Origin of the sequence: Halorubrum tibetense (genome assembly GCF_042661865.1) — an archaeon.
In the GTDB taxonomy this organism is placed as follows: Archaea; Halobacteriota; Halobacteria; order Halobacteriales; family Haloferacaceae; genus Halorubrum; species Halorubrum tibetense.
The window spans coordinates 1-13169 of sequence record NZ_JBHSWW010000004.1 but is presented as its reverse complement, the minus strand read 5'-3'; the positions used below and the strand labels follow the sequence as shown (position 1 = coordinate 13169).

Annotated in this window: 16 protein-coding genes and 1 pseudogene; 7 read left to right on the top strand and 10 right to left on the bottom strand. The window is 54.8% G+C overall.

What is annotated here, in order from left to right:
• Nucleotides 1-72 precede the first annotated feature (72 nt).
• A complete protein-coding gene (locus ACFQEU_RS00845; protein WP_379778280.1) occupies nucleotides 73-1056 on the top strand; it encodes a DUF7983 family protein in 984 nt (327 codons plus the stop codon).
• Nucleotides 1057-1838: 782 nt separating this feature from the next.
• Here the strand turns inward: ACFQEU_RS00845 and ACFQEU_RS00840 are convergent.
• Both ACFQEU_RS00840 and ACFQEU_RS00835 read right to left on the bottom strand, forming a co-directional pair.
• Complete coding sequence (locus ACFQEU_RS00840) at nucleotides 1839-2630, bottom strand: hypothetical protein (RefSeq protein WP_149784125.1); 792 nt, start codon at nucleotides 2628-2630, stop codon at nucleotides 1839-1841.
• 120 nt (nucleotides 2631-2750) lie between these two features.
• The gene (locus ACFQEU_RS00835) at nucleotides 2751-3080 is read right to left on the bottom strand and encodes a hypothetical protein (RefSeq protein WP_379778278.1); all 330 of its coding nucleotides are present in this window, start codon (nucleotides 3078-3080) and stop codon (nucleotides 2751-2753) included.
• A gap of 524 nt (nucleotides 3081-3604) precedes the next feature.
• Between ACFQEU_RS00835 and ACFQEU_RS00830 the strand changes: the two are divergent.
• A pseudogene (locus ACFQEU_RS00830) lies at nucleotides 3605-3739 on the top strand (DUF5817 domain-containing protein); the annotation flags it as partial.
• Here ACFQEU_RS00830 and ACFQEU_RS00825 read toward each other — a convergent pair.
• The gene (locus ACFQEU_RS00825; RefSeq protein WP_379778311.1) at nucleotides 3722-4324 is read right to left on the bottom strand and encodes a hypothetical protein; all 603 of its coding nucleotides are present in this window, start codon (nucleotides 4322-4324) and stop codon (nucleotides 3722-3724) included. The pseudogene ACFQEU_RS00830 and the gene ACFQEU_RS00825 sit on opposite strands and share 18 nt — an antisense overlap.
• Here ACFQEU_RS00825 and ACFQEU_RS00820 point away from each other — a divergent pair.
• On the top strand, nucleotides 4289-5053 hold the full coding sequence (locus ACFQEU_RS00820) for a hypothetical protein (protein WP_379778309.1): 765 nt from the start codon (nucleotides 4289-4291) through the stop codon (nucleotides 5051-5053). The two genes, ACFQEU_RS00825 and ACFQEU_RS00820, sit on opposite strands and share 36 nt — an antisense overlap.
• A 229-nt stretch (nucleotides 5054-5282) precedes the next feature.
• Nucleotides 5283-6815: a hypothetical protein gene (locus tag ACFQEU_RS00815; RefSeq protein ID WP_245202886.1), complete on the top strand. Its 1533-nt coding sequence runs from the start codon at nucleotides 5283-5285 to the stop codon at nucleotides 6813-6815.
• Nucleotides 6816-7008: 193 nt separating this feature from the next.
• Here the strand turns inward: ACFQEU_RS00815 and ACFQEU_RS00810 are convergent, their stop codons facing one another.
• Together ACFQEU_RS00810 and ACFQEU_RS00805 are read right to left on the bottom strand one after the other, a co-directional pair.
• Complete coding sequence (locus ACFQEU_RS00810) at nucleotides 7009-7536, bottom strand: hypothetical protein (RefSeq protein WP_094521150.1); 528 nt, start codon at nucleotides 7534-7536, stop codon at nucleotides 7009-7011.
• An 11-nt stretch (nucleotides 7537-7547) separates the two neighbouring features.
• Nucleotides 7548-8129: a DUF7437 domain-containing protein gene (locus tag ACFQEU_RS00805; RefSeq protein ID WP_209487308.1), complete on the bottom strand. Its 582-nt coding sequence runs from the start codon at nucleotides 8127-8129 to the stop codon at nucleotides 7548-7550.
• Nucleotides 8130-8372: 243 nt separating this feature from the next.
• Here ACFQEU_RS00805 and ACFQEU_RS00800 point away from each other — a divergent pair, with 243 nt between their 5' ends.
• Nucleotides 8373-8804, top strand: coding sequence for a TRAM domain-containing protein (locus tag ACFQEU_RS00800; RefSeq protein ID WP_209487306.1), 432 nt, complete (start codon nucleotides 8373-8375; stop codon nucleotides 8802-8804).
• Between the two features lie 65 nt (nucleotides 8805-8869).
• Here the strand turns inward: ACFQEU_RS00800 and ACFQEU_RS00795 are convergent, their stop codons facing one another.
• The 4 genes from ACFQEU_RS00795 to ACFQEU_RS00785 form a co-directional block, all read right to left on the bottom strand.
• Complete coding sequence (locus tag ACFQEU_RS00795) at nucleotides 8870-9217, bottom strand: DUF6788 family protein (RefSeq protein WP_209487304.1); 348 nt, start codon at nucleotides 9215-9217, stop codon at nucleotides 8870-8872.
• A 235-nt stretch (nucleotides 9218-9452) separates the two neighbouring features.
• Entirely contained in the window at nucleotides 9453-9617 is a 165-nt protein-coding gene (locus ACFQEU_RS18220) for a DUF7837 family putative zinc-binding protein (protein ID WP_449405244.1), read from the bottom strand.
• A 299-nt stretch (nucleotides 9618-9916) separates the two neighbouring features.
• Nucleotides 9917-10573 carry a hypothetical protein gene (locus ACFQEU_RS00790; RefSeq protein ID WP_379778275.1) on the bottom strand — a complete coding sequence of 219 codons (657 nt, stop codon included), beginning with the start codon at nucleotides 10571-10573 and terminating at the stop codon, nucleotides 9917-9919.
• Entirely contained in the window at nucleotides 10566-11171 is a 606-nt protein-coding gene (locus tag ACFQEU_RS00785) for a hypothetical protein (protein ID WP_379778273.1), read from the bottom strand. The genes ACFQEU_RS00790 and ACFQEU_RS00785 overlap by 8 nt, the downstream gene beginning before the upstream one ends.
• Before the next feature lie 273 nt (nucleotides 11172-11444).
• Here ACFQEU_RS00785 and ACFQEU_RS00780 point away from each other — a divergent pair, with 273 nt between their 5' ends.
• Entirely contained in the window at nucleotides 11445-11675 is a 231-nt protein-coding gene (locus ACFQEU_RS00780; protein WP_379778307.1) for a winged helix-turn-helix domain-containing protein, read from the top strand.
• Between the two features lie 369 nt (nucleotides 11676-12044).
• Here the strand turns inward: ACFQEU_RS00780 and ACFQEU_RS00775 are convergent, their stop codons facing one another.
• Nucleotides 12045-12245 carry a hypothetical protein gene (locus tag ACFQEU_RS00775; protein WP_379778271.1) on the bottom strand — a complete coding sequence of 67 codons (201 nt, stop codon included), beginning with the start codon at nucleotides 12243-12245 and terminating at the stop codon, nucleotides 12045-12047.
• A 354-nt stretch (nucleotides 12246-12599) separates the two neighbouring features.
• Between ACFQEU_RS00775 and ACFQEU_RS00770 the strand changes: the two genes are divergently transcribed.
• Nucleotides 12600-13013, top strand: coding sequence for a ribbon-helix-helix domain-containing protein (locus tag ACFQEU_RS00770; protein ID WP_379778269.1), 414 nt, complete (start codon nucleotides 12600-12602; stop codon nucleotides 13011-13013).
• The last annotated feature ends 156 nt before the right edge of the window (nucleotides 13014-13169 follow it).

Below are 13169 nucleotides of genomic sequence, written 5' to 3'. Positions count from 1 at the left end.
CTGTTGGTTAATTACGGAAAGAGCTATCACTCACGCCCGCATACTTTTGTCTCGCAGTACTGAATCGCCAGTATGTCGTTTCGAGTGACGTGGGACAACCTCCTCGACAACGTGGAGGAACTTTCAGCAGACGCCACACTCCTCACCCCGGTCTCTCAGAAACCGTTTCAGATTACCGACGTCCAGCAACACCGAGTGCTGATCGAGTATCAGGCCGACAGTGAGACCGTCCCGCTCCAGCGGGAGCAGTTCGAGACGCTGTTTGAGCGCGTTGACGATGCGACTGGGTCGTTCGATCTCGATCGCCTCCCAGCCGGAGCTGAACCGTATGCCACCGTCATGAGTCTCCATCCGCGATTCACTATCGATGACCGGGACGGCACCCTCTCTGAAAGCGAGACGCCAACAGCGTCGCCACTTGTCGATGCGCACACGGTCGAACACGACGATGGCCCACGAGAAGAGCCCGATATCCCGGTGTACGCAGACGCGCTCCTGTTGATCGATGCGCTCGAGCAGCACGACATGACGTCACTCACCGAATTAGACGTGCCGACGCTTGTGAACCTCTATACGCTGCTGTCAGATGTCCAGCGCAATGCCAACGACCTTCGGCAAGAGGTTCGTGGCGTCTTGCTTGACCGCCTCCATCACGATCAACCCGTGAGTGGTCAATACGGCTCCGTTCAGCGGACTGTCCGCCAAAATCGAACACTCAAAGATGACGACACGGTCGTTGAGCTACTGGAGGCGGAGGGGATCGACCCCGAGCGGGTGATGAGCGTCGATACGAGCAAACTCGACGATGCGTTGGAGGTAACGTCACTCTCTGAATCCGATGTGTACGATATCGAGGAAAGCGAGTATGTTCGGAAAGCAGACGTCGACGAAGAGATGAAAGAAACACGTCTCCAAGGGCTCAAAGACCAGTTGGCTGGTGCCGACGAAGACACAACCGAGCTCCAAGCTGAAATCGAAGAACTGGAGCAGCGTATCACTGAACTCACCAGCTTTGATTCCGGGACATCCTTCCATACTCGTTCAAGTGGTGGGTAGCCGGTACCCACACCCGTACCCGTTGGGAGACGACAGACCGGCCACGGGAATTGACTAGATACTGTATCCGGACCTTCTTCGAGGCTGGTCTTTATCGGTGCGATGGACGAAGCTACCGTATGAGCGACTCGGCGTCTCCAAGCGCCTCTATCTCGCTATCTGGGCCGACTGACGTTCCAGCAGTCCTGAATCGGGCTGGTATTGACCACGTCGGTGTTCACGATCAGCGACTACTGGCTATCTATCGCACCGGCATCTTCAATGTGGTAACTGAGCCGGAGTCGGTGTCGAATGCGCGCACACTCGAGATCGAATGTTGGGAAGCACCCCTCCCGTCTCGTGGTGATGAGCGATCACCCCAGGAGTTTCTTGACGACTTTGCCGCCGTGTTTGAGCGTGGCGATAAGTCCTGAATCGTCTATCGAGTCTCTCGCTCGCAACGACGGTGATCAGTTGAGAGTGACAAGAACACTAGAGTCAAGTTCTCTAGCACGAGTCAAGACATACGCAATCTATAGAATGGGCGTATAGTTTTGGAGATCTATCGGTCAGAACCGTGTCCAAGATAAGCCACACCGAAGAACGTGGGTGCCTTCATCGGATCATCACTGTCTGACTGTGGATTTGTTACCGTCGTCGTCTCGCATTAGTTATGGTGAAGGTTTATCACCGCGGCCGGTAGTAGTAGTAAGTGAGCGCTGCGCGCCAGCGTGTTGAGCCCGTTCGACCATGTCCCTCGACGGACGTGGGGGCGGGAAATGGCGCTATTCCAACTTCAGCAGTTACAACTCTCGGAGTTTCTCAGCGAGGTCATCGTAGCCGTTCCGCTGGAGAGCGTTGACCACCCGCGTAACGGAGTCTGACATCGGCTCGTCCACACCCTCATGCGGCATGACGGCACCCTCGTACCAGCAATTGACTCGCTCTCGGACAGTGTTGCCTCGAAGCGCCGGGAGCGTCGGAGGGGTGTACTCAGGCGAGTTCCGATAGGTCGCGCTGATAGCCTGCCCCCAGTCCTGGCCACGATGGTGCTTCGCCCGTGGGGCCGGGATGACGAGCTCCCCTGCCCGCGGCATCGTGTCTGTGCTGTTAATCCGGTGGGCGAGGTGGTTCGAGACCAAGTCGGCGAGAAGTGCCGCCGGGTAGTAGAACTCCGACTTCTGGCAGTGAGCCACCAGCGGGCGATCGTCTCGCAGCCCTCCGAGTGCGGCGACGAACGGTTTGGCCTGCTGTTCGTTCCCATCGACGATTACCGCGGGGGGCTCGGCGACCGTGTTCAAGATGTCGTGGACGTGGATCGCGGAGTGGACCGCTTCGACCTGCTGGGTGTCCTCGTTCCCATCCAGGCTCTGGCGGTGGGAGAACACACGGATGTGCTCCGGAAATTCCTGCAGGACGGCTTCGGTGAAGTCTCGGCGGACGGCGTGTTCGTAGTCGTTCGCCTTGTTGTAGAACGGTTTGAATTCGATGCCACTCCCGTGGTCGTAGATCGCCTCCAGAATCGCCGGTTCGAGCTCCCGGGAGGCATACACGGCTGCCGTCACCGTCGTATCACCGACAGTGCTCGCGTCCATCGTCACAGACGTCGAGTAGGTGTCTGACTCGGTACGGAAGGGAAGGAGCGCCATTAGTGATTCAGTTGGTGCTGTATTCAGCCAGGTGGGCCTTCACATAAGTGCGTGTAGATTCCGCCATTATGCCTCCTCGAAGTCGAGCTTCTCCTTCGCCGACCGGACCCGGTCGCTGACCGTCTGCGGGCTGGCCTTCCGATCATCAGCCCACGAAGACTGCCGAGTCGAGTAGAGCGTCTGCGTCATCCAGTAGTCCAAGGTCTCAGCGGGTGACTGGAGTTCGTTCGCCAGCACGGCGAGCTCGACCGCCGCAATCTGCCGGCCGATGTCGAGCGCGGTCAGCTCCTCTTGGTAGTCGTTGATCGCCCGCCAGCCGTCTTCGATCTTGAACTCCAAGTTGATGACGCACTTCCCATCCGCCCCGTACCCGAAACGGCATGTTCGTATTGACACCTTTGGACGCTAAATGCTTGAGGCTACCTACAGAACTCACAGCTGTATCGGAGTGCGTGGATGCTGATTGGATGAGTTCGTCGGAGGGCTCCCACATGGGACCCATGATAATTGCCAGTTACCCGTTTTAGTGGTGTGTAAATCACCCGAATACGGACACCGGGCAAAATAACAGTAATTGTATGTATGTCTGACGCTCGCCGTGAGTATTAAGACGGAGGCCGGCGCAACATCGCAGTATGCACGGCTAGGCGATGTTTAGAAAGGGGGGGAGTTCCCCTGTTGGCAGCAGGGGCCGCTTGGGAAGGGACAGGATGGCACCTGTCCGAGGAAGTCTCCTATTCCTCATTTCTTCCGAAGTGGTCTTAATGGTTGCGGTGGTGAGAGTCATCTCCGGCTTTCGCCGATAACCCTCTCTGCTGTCTCTGAGACGGCCGATTATCCGATTCCGGCCGTAGCGTCGAGCACGTGCGCGGAGAGCGCACTATGCAGGACCACCCGGCTCATGGAGGTGTGCCAGCGGCGTGAGTCGCTTCGCTGTCGTTGGCTGTTCCAACTGTAGCCAACACTGGGTCATCGAGGATGCCGTCAGTAGTGGCGCTGCTAGCACTCGTGAGTGCCCCCGGTGTGGGAGTCAGCATTCAGATGGCCAGTTGCGACGTCGAGCAAGAGCTGACACGTGGGAGAATGCTGTTGAGCAACGGGCGGCGCTTCTCGCGAATACTCGGAACGCTGGCGCTGAGTTCGACGAGGTTGGCCACTACGCCAATCTTGAAGAGGAATGGGACCGCGATCTCGTCGGCCGACCACTCGGCGTACAGGTGCTTACAGGTGCCTTCGCAGACGATCAGCACCTCGACACAACGAATCGAGAGACATCCAACAACACCGATCAGAGCTCTCGTCAGCTTGGAGATCTCCGCTGTGATGAGGACGCGGGTCTCTGGGTGGTTCAGCAGTACCCGGCCGTGTCGTCTGGGACAGTACGCCTCGACAAAGAGAGCCGACCAGGTGAACTCTGGCGGCGTCTTGTTGGGGTCCTCGAAGCCGATATTGCGCTCGCCGTGCGCGAACTCGTCGGTGGTGTCGCAGATGGGGCCGCCTGGCAGATGCTTGAATCGATTATCGACGATCAGCTCGGGACAGTCGACCGAGAGGCGCTTCCAGACGCAGAGAGCCTCAACGGGTCGATCGTTGCGTCGACGCTGTTGAGCCTGTGTAAAGACGTCGAGTCCGAGCAGCATCAGCAGGCGCTCGAACTGCTCGAGAGCTTTGGGAGCTCGGAGTTCGGCCCGCTTGGCATCGGGTTTCCTGGTGAGCTTGAGGATGTTCGCCGAGTTGTGAAGCCGTTGCTCGCAGCCGCAGAACATACGCCAACACTCACCGTGCGGATCGATGAGTCATTCCGGGAGATCGGCCACGCCGACCAACGCCGGCAAATGGTCCAGCTGCTCAGTTGGCTTGGCCACGGTGTGGACGTCCGGATTGTGTTTGAGTCGTCCATCTGGATGCGGCGCTTCGCTTGGAGTTACGATCCGGAGATCGATGTCGACGAACTGGATGGGAACGTCCCGGACGTGGCAGCGTTCGATGTGAGTTCACAATGCGATACAGGCCAGCGCGCTCACGGAACCGTCGACGACCACGTCGCGGCTGCATGTGAGGCGCTTGAGATGGACGGTGAGGTTGTCGCAACCCTCGACCGTATTGGTGCGGAAGCTGGCCAGACAGCTGGCTACGAGACGCTCTACGAGGCTGCCCCGTACGATGACCCCGACCAGTCTCGGAACAACGTCGCGTACCACCTCCGACAGCTTCGCGAACACGAACTCGTGACGGATCGTATCGCGACCAGCGACGGGAGCAAAGTCGCAATTCGCCCGGCTGGCGTGCGTTTTCCTCGAAGAAATCGGCCGATCTGGAACGCGACAAAAACCCCTTCAGAATTTTGTGAGTCGGACCGGAAAATCTGACGACAATGTGGAGTCTAGACCCGCGCACACACGTGAGGGGGGGACCGGCTGGAGCCGCGACCGCCTCCCAGCACTCCACACTATCCAACCGCTTTCTCGCTCTACGTATCAGGCCGCCGTTGCGGCGACCCCCGAGAATGGCGTCGCAACTGTCGATGCGGCGGTCTCTGAGTGGGACGATCGAGCAGCTCCCCGCCGCTACACGGACTGGGAAAATGATCGGCTCGCTGTGGCCGCCGAAGTCGACAATTCGATGCAGTGGGCAGTCTGTACTGCTCGTTCGTTGGGTGATGGGTTTGTCTGGGACAATCTGCTAACTGACGAGCGACTCGACGAGAGTAGTGATTTCCGCCGACTGCTCCAAGAGGCACCCAATATCCTACAGAACAGTGCGTGCCTCGGGTGGATTGCTGAAGAAGACGAACTCGTCGACGATGTCGATGAGTTTGGCGACCGCATACAAGCTGTTCTCGAGGAGATTTGCGAGATGACGCGGGACATGACTCACGGCGAGTACCGCGAGTACAACTCTCGAACGGCGTTTCGGACGAAGATTCTCACTGAGTCACTCGGCGTGATTGGCGTAATGACCCGGTTACTGGACTTCGCCGGCGTGGACATCCTCCGAATCGGTCGGATGCCCCGGTTCAAGAGCGATTTTGCCGATGAGAAGCTCTCAGCTATCGCGAAGTTCGTTGGAATCAACTCGGCGATTGCGTCGAAATACGGGATGGCGTCGGTGTTTCGGCAACTGTTTGAGGATCGTGACGAGGTCCTCCGGTGGTCACTAGATGTCGATGTCAACGCCGCAGAGCCGTTCGGTGAGCTCATCGGCTCGTGGTGTCTGTTTGCTGATTACGGCGACCGCCAGGAAGTGTTCGCTGAGAAGCTTCGATCCAACGTCTCGCCGAGGGACATCCGGGATGATGCCCCCGAGATCGGTGTCCGCGTCCCCGTCCAGACGTCGACGAGTCGAGCCCAGTACCGCGACCTTCTTGACACAGCACTTGAAAAAAAGAACCTCCTCACAACTCCAGAGGCGGTATCGGTGCTCCACGGGCTGTGTCGGTCACCGCTAGCAATCGCGAACGGCGTCGCCCGAGCGCTAGAGCCGGAAGCCGAGACGCGACATATCCGGTCTGTAGAACTCCGACGCATCATCGCAGCACTGTCCCCAGAGCAGGTACTCCGGAATGCGTCGTCGACGCCGCGAAAGGCCCTCGTGGCACTCGCGGGCGCTGAAGAATTCCTGACGCAGTCAGCACTCGCCGAGAGAGCCGGCGTGTCGGCTCGCTCGCTTCGTGACCACCTCCCTGACCTCGTTGATACTGGAATCGTCGCGATGACGGATGCTGGCTACCGGCTCCAGCTGTCGTTTGCGGAGACGGATCGGGACGACGGAGAACTTCCTGAACGGTATCAGGATATCTACCCGCAATGGGTGAGTGATCCGACTGTCAGCAACGACGTCCACGCCGCGGCCGGAGCGTTACGGACAGCTCGGTGTCATCATGGGCCAGATGGACCAGTTCCACCGAAGGAAATCGGGTTCGCTGGCGATGTCTTGCTGGAACTCACAGAGCCATGGCCGTTACTCGATGAGGTGCTGCCAGCGCTGTGGGCAGTGACTGCGAGAGCGTGTTATCGAGAGGACGCTGCTGTCGCTGGTGGTGCCCTTGTTGAACGCGAGACTGAGATAATGGGGAGACGCCCGCGTCAGCTGAGCCTCCAAGAAGCAACTACTGGGGAGCTTGTCGGATGAGTTCTAGAGGAATTAAGGCGTCTGTCACCGGTGATTTGTGGGGGCTTGGTATACTGTTCTCGCCATCATATCTCTTGACGAGATTGTTGGGCCACTCATGCTGTTCCTAGGGTGTCATAGAAGAGTTGCCACGACATTTATTTCGTGAATTTACAGCCGAATCAGCCGATAGAACGCGCTTGCTGACTGACCATTACGTGATCTCGTCAATCAGCTCAAACCCATTTTTGAACCGCACACGATTCTCGAACCCGTGGGCGTCGAGTGTCGCAACAACCGCCTCGCCGGCGTCGATGTCGGTCGTCACGATACAGACCAGACCGCTATCCGCTTCGAGCCTTTCAACTGCGGCCGCAGCAAGCGCGGTGTCAGCCTTTTCGATCCGATCCTCGCTTCTTTTCGAGGATCGAGCGATGTACGACCGAACGTCGTCCATCACTTGTGACACGGTGCCGTTCGTGTAGTCAGGCTCGTCGGCGACTGTAACCCAACCGGCATCAATGGCGCTATTGATCGGAGTCTGTCCCGGCGTACTTCGCCTCGGCGCACCACCGAGCTCGTCGTAGACTCGCTGCGGAATGACAAATGTGAGATCGTTCCGTTGAGCAAAGCGTTCGAGAGCCGTGTACTTGTTGTTCTGTTGGCGACCACACGCGATGAACAATCCTGTATCCGCGATCCACGTCACCGAATTCTGCAACGGGTTGAACGGCTCACTCATCGCTCTCGTAGTCAGGCTTCAATCGTCGGATTCTCATTAGCGTCCCGAATCTCGTCAAAATAGGGATCGACCGATTCCATATCGAGGACGACGTCTCGTAGTGCCTGTAACACGGCAATTGCGAAGGCGTGCTGAAGGTCGAGTTCCCGGGCTGCAACTCGCTCCGACATGTTCCCGTTGGCGTACGGTATCGCATACGTTAGGGCGGCAGCGAGCTTTCCGAGACCGTCTCTCTCGATGAGGAGATTGAGGTCCTGATCCCGAGGCGATCGGCCGAACGCTTCGATGAGCGTCGGCGTGATCGTATACTCGTCTCCCCCGAGATTTGCCGAGAGAGTGATCGGGACTGCTGAATACGTGTGTGTTTTCTGGCCCTCATCTCGAGTGAGGACCTTGAGCTCAACGAGCGAGCCGGCATCCGAATACGCTGTCGTCCGGGGAATCTCCAATTCATCGACAATGTCGTCGATAGTGACCTCCTCTTGCCGGAGCACGAAGGTGTAGAGCCGCGCCAGTCGTGGCTCTTCCAGCAGCTGTGCAACTGACAGCAGGCCGTTGACGGCGCGTTCGGGGTCTCCAGCTGCCTTCGACATACAATTCATAATTCATGTACTAGATAATAGTGTTTGGGATTGCCGAATCGGACGTGATACTTCGGACACCCTGTGCCGAGCGATTCGTGAGTCCTCTGTATTGACCGATCTGGCCTGCTAGCCTTTCGAGGAGTTTCTGTTTGGGATCTGCGTGGTCTCTTCAGCATACACTAGATTACCACCTCAGAGTAGCGCGAAACGCGAGATTTAGATACGTTGACTAGCTACAACTCGTGATACCTGATGGTCGAAATTTCTGATTCGCTTCGCACTGTGTTTAGTGCTCAAATCGAAGAACGTGACGGCTCATATATTGTGGATGTCCCCGCGAGTGAAATCGAACACGACGCGCTTGCTGCCGACGAAACGTATCGCGTCGCGATCTTGAAATCAGAATCCTCGACAAGCAAGAAGACTCAGGAAGAGCAACCCCAATCGGCTGCGCAAGAACCAACTCCGACGTCGGACGGTCCTCCCGTAGAGGAAGGTGAAGTCCGGGACGTGACGATCGAGACAACTGGTGATCAAGGTGACGGCATTGCGAAGGTTGAACGCGGCTACGTCGTGATCGTCCCCGGCGGACAACCAGGTGATGAGCCGTCGGTCGAGATCGAGCAAGTCAAAGAGAACGTCGCGTTTGCTAGTATCGTCGAACGCGACTCACGGGCGCTGTAACGTCGTTTTAGTAGCAACTGTCTATTTGACTGGGATCGTTGGAACCACGACTATCCTGATCCACCCTACTCGCCTCCTGGCTTCCCGATGTACTCCGATTTCATCGTCCCGTTTTCACGATAGTAGCGATAGAGATACGGACCGTGCATATCCGCGGGATTTCCGCTAGCGCACTTGCAGCTGTCGTCGCCACAGGTGACTTTCTCTTTGACGACGGTCCCGATTCCTGCGCTATCGGACTCGTCGACGGGCTCGGCAGCCTCGGGAAGCTCGTCAGTGTCGACCGACTGGTCGCGATACTCGATGAGCGCCTCGACGTAGTTCCGTATCTCATGGAGTGTTTCCGTGTCCTGTTTGGGGAGCCCCTCTGCGAGATACTTCGGGAGCGAGGCAGGTGGTGACGGCTGCTCCATACCTTATGTAACAATTGGAGCCATGTTAGCGTTCGGGTGCTACATAAGGTATTGAACCTTCTCTGCCAACCGTGACCACCTCAGCAATTACTCGAGATCGTAGGCCGCAATTTCGTGAGAGCCACACTGTGGACACTCATCGATGTCCTTCTCCACGCTGTACCCACAGTAACGGCACTCGTGGTGCGTTGTCGATGACGGCTCGAGACTGACGATCTGCCGGATGAACTGTTTACTAAGCATGGGTGGGGTCAACGATCTCGCCACAGCCGGGGCATTCGGCCCATACGCCAGGGTCACCGCCAGCGGTCTCATAGTGGATGATTGCGTGCCGACTCGTGACTGTTTCGCCGCAGAACGAGCAGTCGCCACGGACTGTCTCTGGGTCATCAGGGGTCATTCTCACGAGTTCACGAGCTACTTCGAGGGGGAGAGGGAGCGTGTGACTCTGTCTTGGAGCTGGTCCGGTCGGTGGGACCGACCCTGCTCTGCTCCCTCACCTCAAAATTTGAGACTCTGTGACTTATAGTTCGGGCGAGCGGAGTGAAAGTACTTCTCTAGGACGGCTACATGACCACGGTTCGCGAGTGGCCACTACGCAGCTACGATTTCTAGTGACGATGTGTTAGATACCTAGCTGTCCTCACCATCGGTATGTCGTTCCGCATCTCGTGGCCCATCTCTCCCATTGTGAACCCTTCATCGATGTGGTGGCTGTAGATTTTTCATCTTGAAATCCGATTGGGCGACAAACTGTCCGGCCAGTTCAGCCAACTTCCGGGTTCGCTGGATGTCGGCCAGATTGTGCTTACAGAGTGGAAGCCAGTCGCCGGCCTGGAACGCATCCACAGCTTCGGCGCTGTCGTCAAATGGGTCGCACGTCTCCTCACCAACAAGGACATCATACACCCCAACGAGATCAGTCTGATCTTGTGTATTGAAGCGGTCAACCACCTGTATCATATCGGCGTACGCAATATCGCCAAAGGGCCATCGTAGTCCATGTTGGAGAAATCGCGTTCGACAAAAGGGGAGATCGAACCCACCGTTCCACGTCTCACCGTTGAATGCGGTCACGTAGTGGGTGTCACCATCGAGTTGGTTCGTGACAAACGACGCGACCGCCTCGAGGAGTTCGCCCTCGTCAGCAACGATGTCGAGTTGGGCTGTCCCAGTTGACTCCTCATCAAGCGCCCTCACCAGTATGTTGCGATCAACCTCGCTGTGGCCGCCAGTATTGAGAATAAGCGATTCACCGAGACCGTGCGCGAACCCAGCAACGGTGATGACAGCGTCGGCATCGAATCCAGAGGTTTCGATGTCAAACGCAACCGGAGTGAGTCCTGAGTCACTCATCTGTGAGATCGATAATGTGTTCGGATTTGAATCGATCTGTCGAAACACCCAATCGCTTCAGAAGTAGATGCCACGAGATCTGACGTGTCTTTTGTTCTCCCATCGTTACGTGATCTTCAGACGACCAGTTGTCAAGGACATCGTCAACCATCTCGACAGGTGCGATTAGTTTCCCTACTTCCTTCTCTATTCCATCTGTGACTGAATATACAACAAAAAAGTAAATCGCGGTTTTCAAATCAGAATATGAACTTTCAACTGTCAACCGATCGTGATGAGACTTCCAGATTCGGAACTGGCCGTACCTACCCAAGTTCCCGGTCTTACTTTGATACCGATTTACGCAGGACTTGACCTCGACATAGTACGATATCTCACCACTGATATATGCGTCAACATATGATTTTACTGACCATCGAATCATTAGCCCTAAATCATGGAATATAGCGTTAGCTAGGCGTTCAGCATTGTATCCCCGCCCAGATGCAGTTGATCGTCCACGTCCTTCACAGCTGTTACCATCTACGTCTTTGCGAACATCTTCCAATTTTATTTCAGGATTGACTACAGTCGGGTTAGGGGAACTGTTCTGCGTCATTGTCTCCTCGTCGCGATCGTCCTGGAATTAGACCCTGTGAGAGGTAGTTCAGCAGCTGATGAACTCATTCGACGAATGGGCCCACTCAAAGCCACTCGAATTATGACGTGACTGTGTGATATCATGGCTTGCGGCCCAGTATATGTAAGACCGATATAAAAATCTCATCAATAAGTGAGATTAGGGACATCAATTAGTTATCAGATCTGATATATCGGTCGAAAAAGTAGTGCGGAACAGAGGAGAGCCTGAGTGAGAGAGCCAGCCCCGTGGATGCAAATGCCAATCGACGATCGAATTCTCGAGGCATTAGCAACATCTGGGTTGGTCCTATCTCCCTCGGTAATCGCATTCAACATCGACAAGGCACGAAGCGAAGTGAACCGTCGACTTTCAATCCTTGTCGATCATGGCCTTGTCGAACGCGTCAAGCGAGGATACTACAAGATCACCGATATCGGTGAACAGTATCTTTCCGGAGAAGCTGATCCCAACGACCTCTGATCGAGCTATAACAGGCTAATTATAGTCTTGAAATGGTCACAACTCCTGTTTGCTACTATCTTGAAGCCAAATCTGATTCGGTGTCGACCGTTCTATGGCTCCTAATTAGATAGAACAAGGAGCACAGTCTGGCTGATCACGGACAGTTGATTCAAAGTCTAATTGATGAAGACATAGCACACTTCAGTAGTGCTGACATGATAATTCTCATTGTCACTAGTAAGGTATAGAAGTGTATTAACGATACAAGATAGTGCTAAGTGAGGCCATGGATTACGGATATCGCTTTGGGAGTGAATCTGAAACGCTAATTACTCACAGTAGTCCCTTCAGCGATGGGTTCACTGCCCGTAATCAACTCGTACAACTCTATGCGTTCTCTTCTTCCACATCAGACAGTTTTGTATCATCATCCTCGTTGACCACTTTAGCAACAGAAATATCGTTGAGTCGCAGGAACGCTTCTTTATTTTTGATACCTAATACTTCTCGTACCTCGACTGGGATCACGACCACTCCATCTGCGGAGCATTTGACTACTCCCGCAGACTCGGATTGTCTATTGCTCATTGGGTAGATTTGTATAAGCAAAGTATAAAAACATAACTCAGTCTAATACAGTCTTATTTTAATTTGCTGTATAGAACGTCCTAGCCGCTTTTGTAGTGCTTAACTGAAACAGGGTTAGGTTGTCTCTTTATATTATTAAAAGAGATCTGCTCGCTGTCTTGCGTTTATATTATCTCTTTCTTGTTGTTTCACTTAGGCACTACAAAAATAAGCGTATTATACTTATTCCATGTTCTTTAGTCTAGTATGTTTCATCAAGTTATTAAGATATATTACCCAGGAGAAGACAGTGGGAACACATGGTAGTGAAAATAGATCTGAACTTTGGAGATTCCCTCAACTAGATTCACAATCATGAGTGAGCATAAGCGCATCAGCATTCAATTCGAGCGCGATCGGCTGGAACAGATAGAAGAGGCAGCCGAGGACAGTGGGTACAACTCACGATCAGCTTACCTCCGATCAGTGATTGAAGCAGGCGAGTCAAACATCGCTGCTCTTGACCCTCGTACGAGCAACACTGACTCATCAACTCAAAAAACCCACAACACGGCAGAAGCTGCTGGAAAATCACTATCCGATGCGGCTATTATTAATGAACTTGCTGATGGCAAAGACAACAAAGCCCAGTTTGATGAGGTCGTTGAAAGCTTGATAATAGAGTTCGAGGACACTATTGCAGCTCGACTCAATGAATTGTCACAGGAGGATAACAGTCCCGTCACAACTGATGGACGGGGAAACTACTGGCGTGAGGCGGATCAGTAATGTCGGCGGGCGATGGAGAGTATATTGAGACATATAATCCAGACGGTAATGTTCTGTGGGTCTCAGTCGATCACATCGGGTTTGAGTGAAAGTGTCTGCTTGGGAAGAGTGTGGAACCTACCGAAGCAGACAACGAGATAGAAGAAGAGCATCTTC